We start from the raw sequence: 17,233 nt of genomic DNA, 5'->3' as shown, positions 1-17,233 counted from the left end.
TGCTACTTCAGCATTCAGGATTCATAATTCCGCATTAGGTAGGGTAAAGTTACCGCCAGGGGAGGGGAAAGGAAACGTTGCGGCGGCAGGAGTTTTTGCGTATTGGAGTAAACAGAAACGGACGGACTTAAAGTCCGTCCGTTTCTGTTTGCCAGCGCCAAGTACTAGTTGACCACGATGCGCTGAGCCGCCAGCGGCTGGCCTGGCACCTGTACTTTCAGCACGTAAACGCCACTGGCTAAGCCTTCGGGCGAAACGGTGGTGTTGCGTCCGCTGAATTGCTGCTGCCTGATCGTGTGGCCCAGCAGCGTCTGGAGCGAGTACGTAGCCACCGGAGCCGCAGTGGGCAGGGTGATGTGCAGGGCGGCTCCCGCTCCAACCGGATTAGGCCACACTTGGAAGGCAGCACGGGCACTGGACTTGCTGCTGGTAATCAGGGTGTTCAGGCGGGTATTGAACACCTCGTGGTTGTTGCCGTTGAGCGAAACAGTAAGCAGGTCGAGGGCCGAGTCGCCGTTTACGTCGGCCAATGCAACGCAGCGGCTGGAGATGGGGGTAATGGGCCCTGCTGTGAAGGTCCCATTGCCCGCGTTCAGGCTCAGGCTGATGGTCTGGTTGGCACTGATGATCATGTCCAAGTCGCCATCGGCATCTACGTCGCCAAAGGCAATTTGCCGGGGCGACCCGCTGATAGGCACTACCTGACCGGCCGTGAAAGTGCCGCTGCCATTGTTGAGGTACAGGTGCGCCTGCGGCAACATGCCGTAGTCGCCGGAGGCTAGGTCCAAATCCCCGTCACCGTCGATATCGGCAAGGCTTGTGTGGGCATCGTAAGAGCTGATGGGGAAGCTGCTGCCGGCTGTGAAGTTGGCGCTGCCGTCGTTCAGAAACACGTGCATGGCTTCGCCGCTGACGCGGTTGTAGACCAGCGCATCCAAGTCGCCGTCGTTGTCGACGTCGCCCAGACGCATGGCAACGGTATTTGCCAAGTTGGTAGCCGTGGTGCGGGCGGGGCCAAAATTACCCGTGCCGTCGTTGGGCCAAATAGTTATCTGTTTGGCAACGGGGTTGAGGTGGCACAAATCCAAATCGGCGTCGCCGTCGATGTCGGCGAGGGTCAGGCTGTTGATTTCGGTCGAAATCGGATTGATGCTGAGGGCGGCGGCGGAAACAAAATTCAGGTTGCCATTATTGCGCGCCACAGTAATGGCATAAGGTCGGCTGGGGGAGGAAACGACGTCCAAATCCCCGTCGCCGTCGATGTCGCCGACGGCCGTTTCCGTGGGGTAGTTGGTGTTGGGAATGCCGGCCGAGCTGCGGGTAAACTGCCCGGCGCCGTTATTGATCAACAGGGCCGCGCCGCTTTGCTGCGCCACCACCATGGCGTCAAGGTCGTTGTCGTTGTCGAAGTCGCCGGGCAGAATGTTAATGGCGGTGTAGTTATTCTGGAAGTTGAAGTCGCTGCCGCCGCCGAATACGCCGGTGCCGCCGCCCACAGCCGCCGTGAACTGCCACGTGTGCATGGGGCCGCCCGCGTTGGTGAGCGTGGCTGTGAGGGTTTCACCGGGCTTAAAATCCGAGCTGGGGTCGAAGGTGACGGTGTTGCCGGCCACCGTGCTAGTGCCGGCCTTCTTGCCACCCGAGCGGCTGCTAAACACGTGCAGCGCTGCGGTAGCGGCTGCCGGCTGCGATAGGGTGAGCTGCACGTTGGCGTTGCGGGCAGCGGCCGGGGCGTGGCGGGCGGGCGCCAGGCTCGATACCATAGGGCCTTGCGCCCAAGCGGCCGAAGCTAATAACATGGTGCAGCCGCACAATTGACTGCGAAGCGTAAAAAGCATCATAAGAAGGTGGAAATGAAGGGTGGAATGAACGTGCTACGTGGGTCGGCTTACAAATAAAAGGACCGGCTAAACTACTGACAGTTAGTAGAACATGTGGCTGCCTCCTTACGGCCGCGGTGGAGCCGGATTCAGCTCAGCCAAATTGGCCTCAATGAGGCGCTTGTAGGCCAACTCCAGAGCCGGATTGCGCCCAAAACGCTCGGTGAACTTTGCGGCGGCGGGGCTGCTGTTCAGCTCTTCAATGGCTTGGCGCTGCGTGGCCACGCTGGCGAGTGGTGAAGCGGCCGGATTCGTGGCTTTGGCAGAAGCGGGTCGCTGCGCCAGTTCGGCCCGCAGGGCCTTGCGGCGGGCACCCATTTCCTGCGTGGTGCTGCTGATGAAGGCAATGGCGCGGCCGTCGCTCGGGGCGTAGTAAATCTCGCGCAGCCGCTGCGTCAGGTCGGTGTAGTATTGACCTACGCGGGCTTCGAGGCTGGTGGGCGACGCGGCCGCGGGCTTGGTTTGGGCCGAGGCGGCCCCGGGCGCCGCAACGGCTAGTAAGGCAGCCAAGGCAAACGACTTCATAGCAGACAAGGAACAGAGAAGGTTCGACAAGATAAAACCGGTTAGGCCGGCGCCCCGCCCACGCGGTCAAACGCAAAAGTAGCGGCGTGGCGGTGCTGGCGGCCCGTTAGCGCATCGCGAATGATTTCGGCGGCCAGCAGGCTGTAGGTGGTGCCGTTGCCGCCGTAGCCGAGGGCGAAGTAGGTGCGCGGAAAGTCTTTGTGCGGCCCAATGTAGGGCAGCCCGTCCGACGTTTCGCCGTACACGCCGCCCCACACAAAGTCGCGGGTGAAGGGTGTGGCGCAATCGAAGAGCTCCTGAAACTGCTTTTCCAGCTTTTCGACCTTGTGCTCCAGCACCGTGTTCTGAAACGTAGCGGCTTTGATGGCTTCGTCGCGCCCGCCCACCATAATGCGGCCGTCGGGCGTGGTGCGGGTGTAGAGGTAGGGGCGGGCCGTTTCCCATATCTGGGCCGTGCCGGTGGGCAAGGCGGTAGCTTCGCCAGGCTGGCTGAGCACCACGTAGGTCGAATGCAGGTTCACTAGGTCCCGCGGCACGAGGTTGTCGGCTTCGTAGCCGGTGCACACCACCACGTGCCCGGCCCGCACGCGGTGCGCGCCGGCCTGCACCGTCACGCCCTGCCCATCGTTGGTCACACCGCAAGACTGCACGGGAGTGCGCTCGAATACCTGCAGGCCGCTTTGTTGGGCCGTTTGCAGCAGGGTATGGGTCAGCAGATACGGGTCCACCTGAGCCGTGTCGTCGGAGAGCAAGGCGGCTGGGGCCAGCAACTGGTAGCGCTCCAGTAGTTCTGCTTCGCTCAGGTAGCGGGCTTCGATGCCAATGCCGCGCCGGGCGTCGCCTTCGTCGGCCAGGTGGTTCACGTCGCGCTGCTTGCTGGCCAGGTAAAAACTCTGGCAATACTGAAAGTGGCAGTCGACGGGAAGTTCCTGGGTACAGAGCCGGTGCAGGGCGTGCACACTGTAGAGGTTGGCGAGGTAAGCGTCGTTGGCGCGCTGAATACCGAGCTGGTTGCGTAGGTCGATGAGGTCGACATCCAGTTCGTACTGGCACATGGCTGTGCTGGCCGAAGTGCTGCCCCCGCCCAGGTAGCGGCCTTCCAGCACCGCGGTTTTCAGCCCGGCTTTGGTGAGGTAGTAGCCTAAAAAAGCACCCGTAATGCCCCCGCCCACCACGGCCACGTCGCACGTCAGGTCGTGTTCGAGCCGGGGGTAGCGCACCATGCCGTGTTCGGTCAGCCAGAAAGGTTGGCCTGTCGTCAGAATCATAGAAATACCAGTTAGTGGCCGCTGCTGGCCGTAGCAGCACTTACGGCGAAGCCAGACCGGCCGTTGGGCGGGCCAGCACCGAAGAGGCCGTGCAGAAAGGCTTACCTTGTAAGCAACTGTGGAGTTTACGGAGCACGGGGCGCCAGAAGCTCCGTGGGCTGGGTGAGGTACTCGCTCGAAATCCGCCGAGCGGTAAATGCTTTGTTGTCGGTCTGCCGCGGCCGATTTTTCCAACTCACGTCCTATGAAACCGCTTTTGGTACTTACCGACCGGGTGTATTCCCCCGATGCTCCGGTGTCGGCGTTTGGCCGCTGGCTGCTGCGCCTCGCGCAAGACCCGCGCGACCTGCCGTTCTTCTACCTCATCGTGCAAATCAGCCTCACCCTGATTCCGCTGGCGGTACTCTTGTTTCTGCCCGTGCTCCACGGGTGGGCGTGGGGCGCGGTGGCCGGGCTCTACCTGTTCCTGAACAACATCACCTTCAAGGGGCCTTTCGGGCTGATGCTGCACTGCGCCTGCCACCGGCCCATTTTCAAGAAGCAGTACCGCTGGCTGAACCACTACCTGCCGTGGGTTATCGGGCCGCTGTTCGGCCAAACCCCCGAAACCTACTTCACGCACCACATCGGCATGCACCACGCCGAAAACAACACCGAAACCGATACCAGCTCGACCATGAACTACCAGCGCGACTCGTGGCGCGGGTTTGCGCGCTACCTCGGCTCGTTTATGGTGCTGGGCATGAAGGAGCTGGTGGAGTATTTTCTGCGCACCAACAAGCAGCGGCTGGCGTTTCGGTCGTTGCGGGGCGAAGTACTGTTTTTTGCGCTCTGCGTTGGGTTGTGGCTGCTCAACTGGCCCGCTACGCTGGTGGTGTTTGTGCTGCCGCTGCTCATTTCGCGGGTAATCATGATGCTCGGCAACTGGACGCAGCACGCCTTTGTGGATGCCGCCGCGCCCGGCAACGCCTACACCAACAGCGTCACCTGCATCAACACCCGCTACAACCACAAGTGCTGGAACGACGGCTACCACATTGGCCACCACGTGCGGCCCGGCTTGCACTGGACCGAGCACCCGGCCTTTTTTCAGAAAAACCTCGACAAGTACATCCAGCACGACGCCATTGTGTTCGACGGCATCCACTTCCTGCACCTGTTTGCCTGGCTCATGACCAAGCGCTACGACCTGATGGCCCGACACTTCGTCAACCTCGGCAACCGGTATCAATCCGACGAGCAGGTGGTGGCACTGCTGAAGTCCCGTACGCGCCGGATTGTGCCCCAGCCTATGGTGCAAGCGGCCTGATGGCAACTGGCAGCATTGCGTCAACAAGAGAAAAGGCAGCCCGCGCGGGCTGCCTTTTCTCTTGTTACACGGACATCAAGCGGCAAGCCGCGTTTTACTTGGCGGGCTTCAGCGTTAGCACTTCGCCGGGGCGCACATTGAAATCCGGCTTGTTGTTCCACTCCATAATCTGCTTGATAGTGACGCCGTACTTGCGCGAAATGGCGTACATCGACTCGCCGGCCGCTACGGTGTGTTTCACCACGCCGCCCGCGGTTGCGGCTGGCGCGGGTTCGGCAGGGGCAGGTTTTGGCGTAGCCGCGGGAGCAGCCGGTTTGGCAGGCGTAGCGGCAGGTGTAGCAACCGTTTCGGCAATGGCTTTGGCCGCCGAGTTGCTGGTCAGGCGCAACACCTGGCCGGGGCGCAAGGCCGGGTTGCGCGGCAGGTTGTTCCAGGCCACCAAATCGGCCGGCGCCAGCGCGTAGCGGCGGGCCACGCCGTAGAGCGTCTCGCCGGGCTGCACGGTATGCAAGCCATCGGCCGGCACGGGCACCGTGGCCGTGGCCGTAGCGGAAGCCGGTAGACCAGGCGGCACTACGGCCGGACGAGCCGCTACCGGTTTGGCGGTGCTGGCAGCTGCTGCCGATGCTTGAGGTGCAGCTTTGACCACGGCAGGGGCCGCAGTAACTGCAGGCGCAGTAGCCGGTTTCGGGGCCGCTTCTGCCTTGCTGGGGCTCGGTTTCACCGGTGCCGACTCGGTAGCTACGGCGTCGGTGTCGGGTTGTGGCTCGTCGGCAATGGGCGACGAAGCCGGCAGGGGCTTCTTGGCCGTGCCGCCCGTGTACACGCCACGGGCCGGGGCCACGGGCGGTTGAGCTGCCGGCGCTGCGGCTTCGGCCGAAACGTCGTTCAGATTTTCAACCGAGGAATCGGCTGTGGTGTCGGCCGAGGCTGGGCGGCGGCGCAAACGGCCCAGCAGGCCTTTGCCGCCGGTAGAATCTTCGGAGGCTTCGGGCGCATCGTCGATAACGCGCTGGGCTTCGGCGGTGCGGCCGGTGTACACGTCGGCTTCGGGGGCTTTGCGCTTGGGCGTGGCCGGTACCGGTTTAGCAGCCGGCTCGGCCGGTGCAGGTTGGCCCACGGGGCGTTCCAGCGCGGCCGCGTTCAGGTCGGCGTTCTTAAACTCCACCGCCACCTCGCGCGGCCGCGAGTGCTGCAGCCACAGCACGCGGCCGGGCAGCAGGGCCTCGTTGGCCGCCATGCGGTTTTTGCTCCGAATGGCCTTGGCCCGCACCCCGTACTTCTGCGACACCGACGCCAAGCTTTCCCCGGTTTGCGCCACGTGGTATTCGGTTTCGGCCTTGTCGCGTTTTTTCTGCACGAAGTAGGGCTGCCCCACCACAATGTTGTCGAAGGGCATCAGGTCGTTGTACTGCATGAAGCGGCGCAGCTTCACGCCCGCCCGGCGGGCCAGTTCTTCCTTCGATTCGTTGGGCAGCGCCACCACGGCGCGCAGGCCGTTCACGGTCACAAACGCCGCGTTGTGCGGGTCGGTGTCGGGCTTGATGACGAGCTTGGTGGCGTTCTGCTTCTGCTGCACGGCCATGGCCAGCAGCTGCAACGAATCGGTAACGGGCACCAGCGCGGTGTAGGTTTTGTCGGTGGGCACGGCCGGGCCCAGCAGCCAGCGGTTGTACTTGGCCATTTCGGCGGGCTCGGTTTGCAGGGCCTGGGCCAGCACCGCCAACGACTGGCCGGGCACGGCCGGGTATTCGCGCAGGCGCATGGCCGGGCGCGGATTGGCCCCCACGGCGGGTTCGTAGGCCAGTTTGTGGGCCAGGAACGTCAGCACGTACGGGTGGGTCTTGTCCGTCACCTCCATTTCGGTGGCGTTGGCATCGGTGGGCAGGGTGTAGGGCTTCACGCCGCCGGGGCCTAAGTTGTAGCTCAGCAGCGAGTTCAGCCAGTTCTGGTACATGCGCTGGCTGCGCTGCAGGTACTTGGCCGCGCCGCGCGTGGCCGTTACCAAGTGCTTCCGCTCGTCCACCTGCTCGTTCACCAGCAAGCCAAAGTCGGTGGCCGACTCCAGCTTGAACTGCCAGTAGCCCACGGCGTCGTGGATGCTTTGGGCGTCGCCTTGCAGGCCGCTTTCCTGCAGGCAGAGGTAGCGAAAATCGGTGGGCACGCCTTCTTCCTGCAGCACCCGGTCGATGAGCGGGAAAGCGGCATCGGCCAGGGCCACGCGGACCTGAAACGAGCTGGGATGCAGCCGCAAGGCATTCACCTTTTGCTGCACGGCGGCGCGGCCGGCTTCGGTGAGGCGCAGGCGCAACCCGGCAAAAGCCAGCTCGGCGGGCACGGTTACGGTGGGCAGTACGGGGGCGGCGCGTTGGGCCGCTGCCAGCAACGGCAGCACCCACAGCAACAACGGCAACAATCGTTTCATAAGCAGGCGGAGCGGAGGGCCCGGCGCTGCGCACGGTGCTGGCCGGCCCCCTCAGCCCACAAAATAGGCGAAAAAAACCCGCGCAAACGGCGTTTTCGGCTGACAACAAGCTCTGTGGCGCAGAAAACGGCTTTTCAACGGCCGCCAGAAAAAACGAAACCAGCCGCGAGGGGCTGGTTTCGAGAGTACTGATCGAACGAAGGTAGGTTTAGAAGCCGCCGGGAGGCGGGCCGCCGAAACCGCCGGGGCCACCGCCCGGGTTGCCACCGGGGCCGCCCGGTCCAAATCCGCCGGGACGGTTGAACCGCTCGTTGCCCGGCTGGGTATTGCCGGGTTGGTCGGGGCCGGCGCCACCCCCGAAGTTGCGGATGTTGTAGGTAAACATCAGCATCAGGTAGCGGGTGAGAATGTTGGTGCGCACGTCTTCCACGTAGGCCGAGGTCTGGTTGGGCTGAATGCTGTTGTTCTGCTTCAGAATATCGAAAGCGTAAAGCTTCAGCTCGGCCTGCTGCTTGGGCAGGAATTTCTTGCCCACCGAGGCATTCCAGAGCACAAACTGCTGGTTGTAGCCGTCGGAGAGGCCGGTGTAGGACACGTGGTTCACGTCCGACTGCATGGTAACGCCTTTCACAATGATCCAGCTGAAGCGCAGGTTGGTGTTCTGCCGGAAATACTGGCGGTTGGCGTTGGTTTGGGCGCTGTTGCGCACGTAGGTCTGGGTCGAGTTCGAGGAGAGCGTGAAGTCGAGGTTCGGGCTGACGTTGCTGCTGAGCACGGCGCCAAAGCCGAAGCTGGGCGTGCGGCTGTAGTTCAGCTGCTGCTCATCCACGCCGGTAATCGACACCAAGCCGGGCGTTTGCGAGAAGTTCGCGTTGGTGTTCAGGTTCAGGTTCGACTTCACGAACGTGAGCGGCACGGTGTAGTTGGCGAAGGAGCGCAGCGAGTATTGCCCGTCGAGGTTCACGGGCTGCGTCACCTGTCCGCCCGCCGGCACAATCACCCCGCGAAACTCGGTGGGGCGGCTGAAGATGCGGGTGCTGTTGGTGATGTTGTTGTTGGTGTAGGAGCCGCCGACGAGGGCGAAGAACGAGGTCGACTTCTCCACGTTGGCCAGCGAGTAGCGCAGAAACAGGTTGTGGTTGTTTTCCTGGCGCAGGTTGGGGTTGCCGGTCGTAATCTGCAGCGGGTTCGAGTTGTTCACCACTTCCTGCAGCTGGCTGATGCTGGGCGAGCTGGTGCGCATCTGGTAGTTCAGGCGCAGGTTCTGCTGCTTCGAGAAGTTGTAGCGAATCTGGGCGTTGGGCAGCACGTTCAGGAAGCTCAGGCGGGTGGTGGCCGCGCGCGGAAACTCCTGCTCGTTGTTCAACTGGGCGTGCTGCACCTGCGCCCCCACCGACCACTGCAGCTCCCTGTCGTTGTAGCGGTAGCTGATGCCGCCCGCGTTGGTGAGGTTGCGGCTCGTGAATACGTTGCTCAGCTCGGGGTTGAACACCGAGTACGCGCCGCTGCCCGGGTCGAGGTTGTTGGTGCGCTTGTCGGAGTCGTTGGGCGAGTAGGTGGTGTTGTAGGTGAGCTGCAACTGGCTTTTGGGGCTCAGCGGCTCGGTGTAGTTGGCGTTGGCGCTCCACTGCCAGCCCACCTGGTCGAGGTCCGAAAACTGGTCGGTGCGGGTGGTGATGGGCGTTTCGGAGCGGGTGAAGTCCTCGTTCACCGAGTTCAGGAAGTTCTCGGCGCTGCGGGTGTTGTAGGCCATGTTGACGCCCAGCGAGAAGGTGCGCCCGCGGGTATGGAAGCGGTGCCGGTACAGCAACGACTGCCCGAAGTTGATGCCGATGTTGTCGGCGCGGTAGTCGCTCAGGTTGCTGCTGCGCACCTCGCCGTTGCCCGCTTCGCTGTTGTTCTGCTCGCGGAACGTGCCGCCGTCGAGGTTGTTGTGGCTGTCGTTGTTCTGCACCGAGAGGCGCGGCTGCCACAGCAGCGAGTTCAGCGAGTCGATTTTGTGCTCCAGCCGCAGGTTGAAGCGGTTGTTCATGTTGGTGCTGGTCGTCAGCGAGCTTTCCTGGTAGCGCAGCACACGGCCCAGGGAGTCCTCGGCGGTGTAGCGGCGGTTGGTGCTGCTGCTGAGGGTGTTGGTGCTGCGGTTGAAAAAGTAGCTGGCCTGCACGTCGGTTTTCTTGCCCCAGGTGTCGGAGTAGTTCAAGCCCACGGCGTTGGTTTTGGAAATGCCGCCGCTCTGGCCCACCAAGAAGTTGCCCGCGTTGTTGCCGCCACCGCCGCCCGGGTTGCCGCCGCCCTGGGCACCGTTGCGGCCGCCGCCGCCGCCGCGGGCCGAGCTGCCCACCACGCCCAGCAGGTCATCGGTGCCGAAGTTCTGCTCGTTCACGTTGTTGCTCTGCGCCAGCACCGAGAAGCGCTGCTTACCCTTGAAGAAGTTGATGTTGCCGCTGGCCCGGTAGCGGTTGTCGCCCTCGCCGCCGCGGCCGGCGCCGGCTAGCACCCGCCCAAACTGCCCGTTGCGAAACTGCGGCTTGGTCACGATGTTGATGGTTTTCTGCTGGTTGCCGTCGTCGAAGCCCGTAAACTGGGACTGGTCGGAAGCGCGGTCGTACACCTGAATCTTGTCGATGGCCTCGGCCGGCAGGTTCTTGAGCACCGCGTCGGGGTCGTTGCCGAAAAACTCCTTGCCGTCCACCAGCACCCGCTGCACCTGCTCGCCCTGCGCCTGCACCTTGCCGGTGCCGGGGTCTACCGTTACGCCCGGCATCTTAGTAATCAGGTCCTGGGCGTTGGCGTCGGGGTTAGTTTTGAAGGCGCGCGCGTCGTATTGCGAGGTGTCGCCCTTCTGCACGGCGGCGGCAGCGCGGCCGGTTACCTCCACGCCCTTTAGCGTAATGCCGCCCACGTTCAGCGGCAGCGTGCCCAGCACCACCGGGGCGTCGCGCACCGATACCACGCGCTTCACGGTTTGGTAGCCCAGAAAGGAAATGGTGAGACGGTAGCTGCCCGGCGCGTTGCCCTCAATGGCGAAGTTGCCGTTGGGGTCCACGGCCGCACCGGTTTTGGCCGAGTCGGGGCTGAGCCGGGTCAGCAGCACGTTGGCGCCAATGAGCGGCGACTGGTCCTTGCCGTCGACCACTCGGCCGCTAACAGGATAGGTTTGGGCGGAAGCTTGCGCCGCCGCCAGCAGAAAGGCCAGCAGCCAGAGTATTCGATGCGTCATGGGTGGGTAGGCAGAAGGTGCCGCCGGATTCGACAGGCTGGCGGCTGCAATGTTTAATCAGCCCACTTATACGCAGGGCCACTCGTAAGGGCAGGGCTAGCGGGTAAGTTGTTGATGGATTATAGCTTGCGTACCAAAAACAGGCCGTCGCGCAGCGGTAAAAAAACATTTTCCACCCGCTCGTCCTGCTGCACAAAGTCATTGAAGGCGCGCACGGCTTGCCCGTCCTTGTCGGCCGGTTTCATGGGGTAGGAGGGCAGCACCTTGCCGCTCCACAGCACGTTGTCGATGAGAATAAACCCGCCGGGGCGCACCTGCGGCAGCACCAGCTCGTAGTACACGCGGTTGCGAATCTTGTCGGCGTCGATAAACACCAGGTCCCAGGTTTCGGCCAGCGTAGGAATCAGCTGCTCGGCGTCGCCGATGTGCAGGTGCACGCGGCCGTCGAGGCCGGCTTCGTCCACGTAGCGGGCCACCCGGCTGCGCAACTCGGGGTTTTGCTCCACCGTGTGCAACTCGCCATCGGCGGCCAGCCCTTCGGCCAGGCACAGCGCCGAGTAGCCCGTGAATGTGCCCAGTTCCAGCACCCGCCGCGGCCGCACCATGTGGCTGATCATGCTCAGCAGCCGCCCCTGAAAGTGCCCCGAGAGCATACGCGGCATGAGCGTCTGCAAGTGCGTTTCGCGCACCAGCCGGCCCAGCAACGGCGACTCGGGCGAGGTGTGGTCGTCGGCGTAGCGTTGGGCTTCAGATTCGGCCGTACTCATGGAAATGCGCGGTTTTGAGGGAATAGTGATGGACCCACGCCGATGGAACGGGCTAAGAACAGAAGCATTCGACATCAGCAGAACCATTTTCACCGCGGCATTGGCGCTAAACCACCGGGGCTTAAAAGTGCAGGCTTGTTTGCGGACTGCTCTCCTGTTCTGTTATGCTTCTGACTTCGTACGGGACGACTAGGCAAAACATGACTTCTGCTTAAGCTGCTACTGGCACCAGCCGAAACCGCCACACGCCAAAACCCGACCGGCCCGGCCCGTAGGCCGAGCCGACCACGCGGTACAAGCCCTCGTAACGAAACACCTCGGCGGCCGTGGCTTCGTCATGCACTTTGCGCAGCACCCGCACCGGCAAGCCTGTTTCGGCGCTTTTCAGCAAGGCCAGGTTCCGGTCGTTCAGCGTCTGGTCGCTCACTTGCTGGCCGGTTTTGGCGTCGCGCCCGCCCTGGCCGGTGTAGATGATTTCGTCCTCGCCGAACACGTCGTCTTCGTACACCTGCGACAGGACGATGCTTTCGGCACCGGTGTGTTGCGAGCCGGCAATGCCCGCCCGCACCGGCGTGTGCATACCCGCGAGGCGCAGCTCCAGACGCGAGCGAAATGTGTCGCCGGGCAAATACGAACCCACATGCCCAAAGCGCGGCGTGCCCATGGCCGGTTAGCCGCGGACGCTTTTCTTGCCCTGCGGCACGTACTGCAAGGTGCTCAGCTGGTCTTCGCGCAGGATATCGTTGGCCAGTTCCAGCAGCTCGGCCGAGGTGACACGCTGGATCTGGTCGAAGATTTCGTTGAGCGACTCCACGCGGCCGAGGTCGAGGGTGCTTTTTCCCAGCAGCTGCATCATGCCGCCGTTGCTTTCCTCGGCCATGGCCAGCTGGCCCATCAGCTGCTGCTTGGCCACGTGCAGCTGGCTGGTGGTCAGGGCTTTTTCGCGCAGGGTGCGCAGCTCCTTGAGTACCAGTTGGGTGGTGCGCTCCAGCTGGCGCTTTTCGGTGGCGAAGTAGATGCCAAACAGGCCCGTATCGGTGTAGGGCGAATACGTGGCATCGATGCTGTAAACGAGGCCGTACTTCTCGCGCACGCCCATGTTGAGGCGCGAGTTCATGCCGGGGCCACCCAAAATGTTGGTGAGCATGAAGAATGGCAAACGGCGGGCATCGGGCAGGGCGTAGGCCGCGCCGCCCACCAAGCAATGGGCCTGCGTAATGGGTTTTTCGACGCGCTGCTGCGTGGGCGCGTGCACCGAAAACGGCGTGCGCGGCCGCGCACCGGTTTGGGCCGGCAGCGCAGCCAGGTACTTGTCGGCCATGCGCTTCACTTGCTTGAAGGGCAGGTTGCTCACGGACGTAAACACGAGCCGGTCGGTGCGCACCTGCTCGCGCAGAAACTGCTGAAAATCGGCCTGCTGAAAGCCCGACACACTTTCGCGGGTGCCCAGAATGTTGTGGCCCAGGGCATGTTCGCCGAATACCACCGCGTCGAAGTCGTCGATGATGGCGTCTTCGGGGGCGTCGACGTACATGGCCATTTCCTCCAGAATCACGCCGCGCTCCTTCTCAATTTCCTTGAGCGGAAACACCGAGTGGAAGGTCAGGTCGGTCAGCAGCTCGAAAGCCCGCTCGAAGTGGGTGCTCAGCAGCGAGGCGTAGAAGCAGATTTTCTCCTTGGTGGTGTAGGCGTTCAGCTCGCCGCCCACGTTTTCGAGGCGGTTCAGGATGTGAAACGACTTGCGCTTCTCGGTGCCCTTGAAGGCCATATGTTCCCAGAAGTGCGCCAGCCCGTACTGCTCCGGCCGCTCGTCGCGCGAGCCAATGTCGAGCAGAAAGCCGCAGTGGGCAATTTTGGTGTGGGGCACCTGCTTGTGCAGCAGCCGGATGCCGTTGGGGTATTCGTGGAGGTCGTAATCGAGCATGTATAGCGGCGGGCCGGGCGGGGCGAAGTAGCGGAGCCGGCGCGTAAAAACAACGAAAAAAGTCAGCGAATGGCCCTAAACCCAGCCGCTGAGACAGACTGCAAAGATAGACCGTCAAGGGCCACCAATGGTTTCGGCCGATGGGTTTTGCCGGTGCGACTATACGCCCACCAGCTGCTCGGCTTCGGCCAGCACGGCCAGCAGTTGCTGCGTGTCGATGCCGTGGGCGCAGTGGAAGTGGCTCAGCGGGCATTTGGCGTAGCCGTGCAGCCCACACGGCTTGCAGGCCAGTTCCTCGCGCAACTCCACCACGCGGGCAAACGAGCTGAGCGGCCCAAACCCGAAGTACGGCACCGTGGAGCAAAACACGGCGCAGGTAGGCGCATCGACGGCCGAGGCCAAGTGTTGCGGGGCCGAGTCGTTGACGTAGTTGAGCACCGCGCCGCGCATGAGGGCCGCCGAGGCAAGCAACGACAGCTTGCCGGCCAGGTTCACCACACCGGGGCGGTCGGTGGCCTGGCGCAGGGCTTCGCAGGCGGCCACGTCGGGCGGGCCGCCGAGCAGGTACACGGTGTAATGCGGCGGCAGGGCGCGAAGCAGCTTTTCCCACTGCTCCTGCGGGAACTGCTTGGTAAACCACACCGACGTGGGCGCGATGCAGATGTAGTTTTCGACCACGTACGGCGCGGCGGCTGCTTCGTCGGCAGGCGCGGGGTAGAGGCGGGGACGGGTGAGCGGGCCGGCAATGCCGGGCTCCAGCAAACTGAGGTTGCGGCCCACCTCGTGCAGGCCCGGCGCAAAGCCGTGGGGCACGCGGCGCGTGAAAGCCCAGCTCAGCGGGTTTTTATCGAAGCCCACGCGCTCCTCGGCACCCGAAAACGCGGTGAGCAGGCCCGTGGAGGCGAAGCGCTGCAGGTTATACACCCGCCCGTAGTGCGTAGCCCGAATCTGGCGGAGCAGGCGCCAGAGGCCGCCGTACTTGTCATTCTTCTTGTCCCACACCAGCACCTGGCGCACGTGCGGGTGGTTCAGCAGCAGGCCTTCGTTGCCGCGCCGCACCAGCACATCCACCGGAGTATCGAGCTCGGTTTCGCGGAGGCGTTCCAGCAGCGCCGTGGCCAGAATGACGTCGCCAATGAAGGCGGTCTGAATGAGCAGAATGGGGGAGACGGCGCTGGATGCAGGCATGGAGAATAATGCGGATGACAAAGATACCGCGCCGATGGCGTTTCCGAAGCGCCTAGCAGCGAGGTTTGTAGCGCGGGCTTCAACCCGCCAACCTAGCGGGGCCTTCGCAATTGCCGCCACACGCCAAAGCCGGCCGCTACGCAGGCCGCAACGCCCAGGGCCAGCAGCATCGTCTGCCAGGTCGTACCCGTGCCTACGAAGCAAATCAGCAAGAACGTGCCCACCAACACCGCGCATTCGGTGCAGAGCAGCACCAGGGCCAGCCACAGCAGCCAGCGGCCGCGCCACAGCCGTTGGCCAAAAAAGCAGAAGCCGCTGATGGCCGGCAGCACCAACACCAGGGCTAGGATGTAGCGGCTGGTTTCGGCCGGCTTCCCGTCCAGGTCCGACAGGTGCGCATTGTTTAGCCAGTGGTGGCACCACAGCATGAGGGACACGCAACCCACCAAACCCACCAGATGCAGGCCCCGGTACTGGCGGCGGCCAGCGGGTGCTGCCGTGGCGGGGGCAGTATCTGCTCCCGTTTCCGGAACAGGCAAGTGGTTCATAGTAGCGCGCTGGTGGGCCGGCCAAGCTGGGCCCAGCCGGTGAGCAAGGTAGAGCGTCGGGGCCGAATGCGCATCCAGCCATTCCGCCTAACTTGCAGCCAGCGGCCCCGGCGGCCGTCTTTCCCGAGCTTTTACCCCGATTCCATGCGCTACGGCTCTATTTCGCCCGACCTCTTCACCCAAAACCGCCGCAACTTCGAGCGGCAGCTGCTGCCCGGCTCCCTGGCCATCTTCCACTCCAACGACGTGATGCCGACCAATGCCGACGGCACCATGGCCTTCCGCCAGAACAACGATTTGTTCTACCTCTCCGGCGTCGATCAGGAAGAAAGCATCCTCGTCATCTTTCCCGATGCCAAGCTGCCCCAGTACCGCGAAATCCTGTTTCTGAAGGAAACCAGCGAGCATATTCTGGTGTGGGAAGGCTACAAGCTCACCAAGCAGGAAGCCCGCGAGCAGTCCGGCGTGCAAACCATCCTGTGGCTCGACTCCTTTAAGTCGGTACTGCCCGCGCTCATGAACGAGGCCGAGCACGTGTACCTGAACTCGAACGAGCACATCCGGGCCGTGGTGGAGGTGCAAACCCGCGACGCCCGCTTTATCCGGGAAATTCGGGAGCAGTACCCGCTGCACGACTACAAGCGCGCGGCCCCCATCATGCACCACTTGCGGGCCATCAAGAGCCAGGAGGAAATCCGGTTGATGCGCAAGGCCTGCGAAATCACCGGCAACGCGTTCCGGCGCCTGTTGGGCTTCGTGAAACCGGGCGTGATGGAGTACGAAATCGAGGCCGAAATCGTGCACGAGTTCATCAAGAGCGGCTCGCGCGGGCCGGCCTACGGCAGCATCATTGCTTCGGGGGCCAACGCCTGCATTCTGCACTACGTGAGCAACGACCGGCCCTGCAACGACGGCGACGTGATTCTGCTCGATTTCGGGGCCGAATACGCCAACTACGCCGCCGACCTTTCGCGCTCCATCCCCGTCAACGGCAAGTTCACCCAGCGCCAGCGCGAGGTATACGACGCGGTGCTGCGCGTGATGCAGTACGCCAAGTCGCAGCTGGTGGCCGGCAACCACATCGAAGAATACCATGCCGGTGTGGGCCGCTTCATGGAGCAGCAACTCATCGGCCTGGGCCTGCTCAGCCAAGGCGACGTGAACAACCAGGACCCGGCAGCCCCGCTCTACAAGAAGTACTTCATGCACGGCACCTCGCACTACCTCGGCCTCGACGTGCACGATGTGGGCGCCAAATACCGCGTGTTCGAGCCCGGGATGGTGTATACCGTCGAGCCGGGTATCTACATCCGCGAAGAGGGCCTGGGCATCCGCCTCGAAAACGATGTGGTCATCACCCGCTCGCAGTGCGAGGACCTGATGGCCGACATTCCGCTGGAAGCCGACGACATCGAACGGTTGATGGCTCGGTAGCCGTTTCGAATTACTTGCGGTTTAACAACAGTGGTGCCACGACGAAAAAGTCGTGGCACCACGTCGTTTGGAGCTATCCACAAAATCCGCAGAATCCGGAAAAAATTCGCTGGAAACGGGGTTCAGCGCAACTATTCCGTGGTCTTACTTGGTCACTTCACCGGCCAGGCCCGGCAGAATTTTGGTGAGCTGGTCGAGCTGGCTCTGGGTGAAGTCGCCGCTGATGGCCAGCATCACAAAGGAGTCGGGCGTGTCGGTTTGGCGGCCGGTGGCTACTACCTCGCGGATGCGGTCGGTGCCGGTGCGGCGCACGGCGTAGCGGTAGGCGGCGTTGCCGCCGCTGGTTTCTTTCGTGGGCAATGGGTCGTACCGCTCGTTGCGCAGCAGCCCGTCCACTTCATCGAGCAGGCCGCGCTCGGTCAGGTTGCGGGCGCCGGCCGAGGTAGGCGTGAAGGTGAGGGCCCGAATGGAGGTAACGGCCGTCAGGGCCTGCAGCGCCTCGGTATCGGAGAGCTTGCCGATGCGGCCCAGCAAAATCCGGGTCAGAAAATTGGGCTCGAAGGTGGTGGCCCGAAAGCCGGGCCGACTTTCGTACTTGGAGAAAAACTCGGCCACGGTGCGGGCGGGCTTTTCGGGGCCGGCCGTGCGGCAGGCACCCAGCCACAGCAACACCAACAAGGGCAGGAAACGCAGCAGGCGAACATTCATGGCAGCGGGAGTAGGCGGTGAGGAACGAAACCAGGTT

The 17,233-nt window shown here is 63.2% G+C and carries 13 protein-coding genes; 2 read left to right on the top strand and 11 right to left on the bottom strand.

Features of this window, described 5'->3' with window-relative positions:
• Positions 1–164: 164 nt before the first annotated feature.
• The 3 genes from F0P96_RS06110 to F0P96_RS06100 all read right to left on the bottom strand — a co-directional run bounded on the left by F0P96_RS06110 (position 165) and on the right by F0P96_RS06100 (position 3,673).
• A complete protein-coding gene (locus F0P96_RS06110; protein ID WP_160620407.1) occupies positions 165–1,799 on the bottom strand; it encodes an FG-GAP-like repeat-containing protein in 1,635 nt (544 codons plus the stop codon).
• A 147-nt stretch (positions 1,800–1,946) separates the two neighbouring features.
• Complete coding sequence (locus F0P96_RS06105) at positions 1,947–2,405, bottom strand: hypothetical protein (protein WP_151077932.1); 459 nt, start codon at positions 2,403–2,405, stop codon at positions 1,947–1,949.
• 41 nt (positions 2,406–2,446) lie between these two features.
• Entirely contained in the window at positions 2,447–3,673 is a 1,227-nt protein-coding gene (locus F0P96_RS06100) for an NAD(P)/FAD-dependent oxidoreductase (protein WP_151077931.1), read from the bottom strand.
• Between the two features lie 244 nt (positions 3,674–3,917).
• Here F0P96_RS06100 and F0P96_RS06095 point away from each other — a divergent pair, with 244 nt between their 5' ends.
• Positions 3,918–4,982 (top strand): fatty acid desaturase family protein, encoded by a 1,065-nt coding sequence (locus F0P96_RS06095; protein ID WP_151077930.1) that lies wholly within the window; start codon positions 3,918–3,920, stop codon positions 4,980–4,982.
• A gap of 94 nt (positions 4,983–5,076) precedes the next feature.
• Here the strand turns inward: F0P96_RS06095 and F0P96_RS06090 are convergent, their stop codons facing one another.
• The 7 genes from F0P96_RS06090 to F0P96_RS06060 form a co-directional block, all read right to left on the bottom strand.
• Positions 5,077–7,407, bottom strand: a complete 2,331-nt coding sequence (locus F0P96_RS06090; RefSeq protein WP_151077929.1) for a lytic transglycosylase domain-containing protein — start codon at positions 7,405–7,407, stop codon at positions 5,077–5,079.
• 208 nt (positions 7,408–7,615) lie between these two features.
• A complete protein-coding gene (locus F0P96_RS06085; protein WP_151077928.1) occupies positions 7,616–10,627 on the bottom strand; it encodes a TonB-dependent receptor in 3,012 nt (1,003 codons plus the stop codon).
• 119 nt (positions 10,628–10,746) lie between these two features.
• Complete coding sequence (locus tag F0P96_RS06080; RefSeq protein ID WP_151077927.1) at positions 10,747–11,394, bottom strand: O-methyltransferase; 648 nt, start codon at positions 11,392–11,394, stop codon at positions 10,747–10,749.
• A 211-nt stretch (positions 11,395–11,605) separates the two neighbouring features.
• Positions 11,606–12,058: a YDG/SRA domain-containing protein gene (locus F0P96_RS06075; RefSeq protein WP_151077926.1), complete on the bottom strand. Its 453-nt coding sequence runs from the start codon at positions 12,056–12,058 to the stop codon at positions 11,606–11,608.
• Between the two features lie 6 nt (positions 12,059–12,064).
• A complete protein-coding gene (locus F0P96_RS06070; RefSeq protein ID WP_151077925.1) occupies positions 12,065–13,318 on the bottom strand; it encodes a M16 family metallopeptidase in 1,254 nt (417 codons plus the stop codon).
• A gap of 159 nt (positions 13,319–13,477) precedes the next feature.
• Positions 13,478–14,506 (bottom strand): glycosyltransferase family 9 protein, encoded by a 1,029-nt coding sequence (locus tag F0P96_RS06065; RefSeq protein ID WP_151077924.1) that lies wholly within the window; start codon positions 14,504–14,506, stop codon positions 13,478–13,480.
• Between the two features lie 92 nt (positions 14,507–14,598).
• On the bottom strand, positions 14,599–15,054 hold the full coding sequence (locus F0P96_RS06060; protein WP_151077923.1) for a hypothetical protein: 456 nt from the start codon (positions 15,052–15,054) through the stop codon (positions 14,599–14,601).
• Positions 15,055–15,198: 144 nt separating this feature from the next.
• On the opposite strand from F0P96_RS06060, the gene F0P96_RS06055 reads away from it, so the two are divergent.
• Positions 15,199–16,488 (top strand): aminopeptidase P N-terminal domain-containing protein, encoded by a 1,290-nt coding sequence (locus tag F0P96_RS06055; protein ID WP_151077922.1) that lies wholly within the window; start codon positions 15,199–15,201, stop codon positions 16,486–16,488.
• A 144-nt stretch (positions 16,489–16,632) separates the two neighbouring features.
• Here the strand turns inward: F0P96_RS06055 and F0P96_RS06050 are convergent, their stop codons facing one another.
• A complete protein-coding gene (locus F0P96_RS06050) occupies positions 16,633–17,196 on the bottom strand; it encodes a DUF4252 domain-containing protein (protein ID WP_151077921.1) in 564 nt (187 codons plus the stop codon).
• Positions 17,197–17,233: the final 37 nt, after the last annotated feature.

Source organism: Hymenobacter busanensis (assembly GCF_008727865.1).
GTDB lineage: Bacteria > Bacteroidota > Bacteroidia > Cytophagales > Hymenobacteraceae > Solirubrum > Solirubrum busanense.
The sequence above is the reverse complement of the archived record's forward strand: the minus strand, read 5'-3'. Positions and strand labels throughout refer to the sequence as shown.

Coding starts and splice junctions, on each gene's coding strand:
- F0P96_RS06100 (WP_151077931.1), bottom strand. CDS start 3,673: ATGATTCTGACGACAGGCCAACCTTTCTGGCTGACCGAACACGGCATG.
- F0P96_RS06050 (WP_151077921.1), bottom strand. CDS start 17,196: ATGAATGTTCGCCTGCTGCGTTTCCTGCCCTTGTTGGTGTTGCTGTGG.
- F0P96_RS06070 (WP_151077925.1), bottom strand. CDS start 13,318: ATGCTCGATTACGACCTCCACGAATACCCCAACGGCATCCGGCTGCTG.
- F0P96_RS06055 (WP_151077922.1), top strand. CDS start 15,199: ATGCGCTACGGCTCTATTTCGCCCGACCTCTTCACCCAAAACCGCCGC.
- F0P96_RS06090 (WP_151077929.1), bottom strand. CDS start 7,407: ATGAAACGATTGTTGCCGTTGTTGCTGTGGGTGCTGCCGTTGCTGGCA.
- F0P96_RS06085 (WP_151077928.1), bottom strand. CDS start 10,627: ATGACGCATCGAATACTCTGGCTGCTGGCCTTTCTGCTGGCGGCGGCG.
- F0P96_RS06105 (WP_151077932.1), bottom strand. CDS start 2,405: ATGAAGTCGTTTGCCTTGGCTGCCTTACTAGCCGTTGCGGCGCCCGGG.
- F0P96_RS06065 (WP_151077924.1), bottom strand. CDS start 14,506: ATGCCTGCATCCAGCGCCGTCTCCCCCATTCTGCTCATTCAGACCGCC.
- F0P96_RS06080 (WP_151077927.1), bottom strand. CDS start 11,394: ATGAGTACGGCCGAATCTGAAGCCCAACGCTACGCCGACGACCACACC.
- F0P96_RS06110 (WP_160620407.1), bottom strand. CDS start 1,799: ATGTTATTAGCTTCGGCCGCTTGGGCGCAAGGCCCTATGGTATCGAGC.
- F0P96_RS06075 (WP_151077926.1), bottom strand. CDS start 12,058: ATGGGCACGCCGCGCTTTGGGCATGTGGGTTCGTATTTGCCCGGCGAC.
- F0P96_RS06095 (WP_151077930.1), top strand. CDS start 3,918: ATGAAACCGCTTTTGGTACTTACCGACCGGGTGTATTCCCCCGATGCT.
- F0P96_RS06060 (WP_151077923.1), bottom strand. CDS start 15,054: ATGAACCACTTGCCTGTTCCGGAAACGGGAGCAGATACTGCCCCCGCC.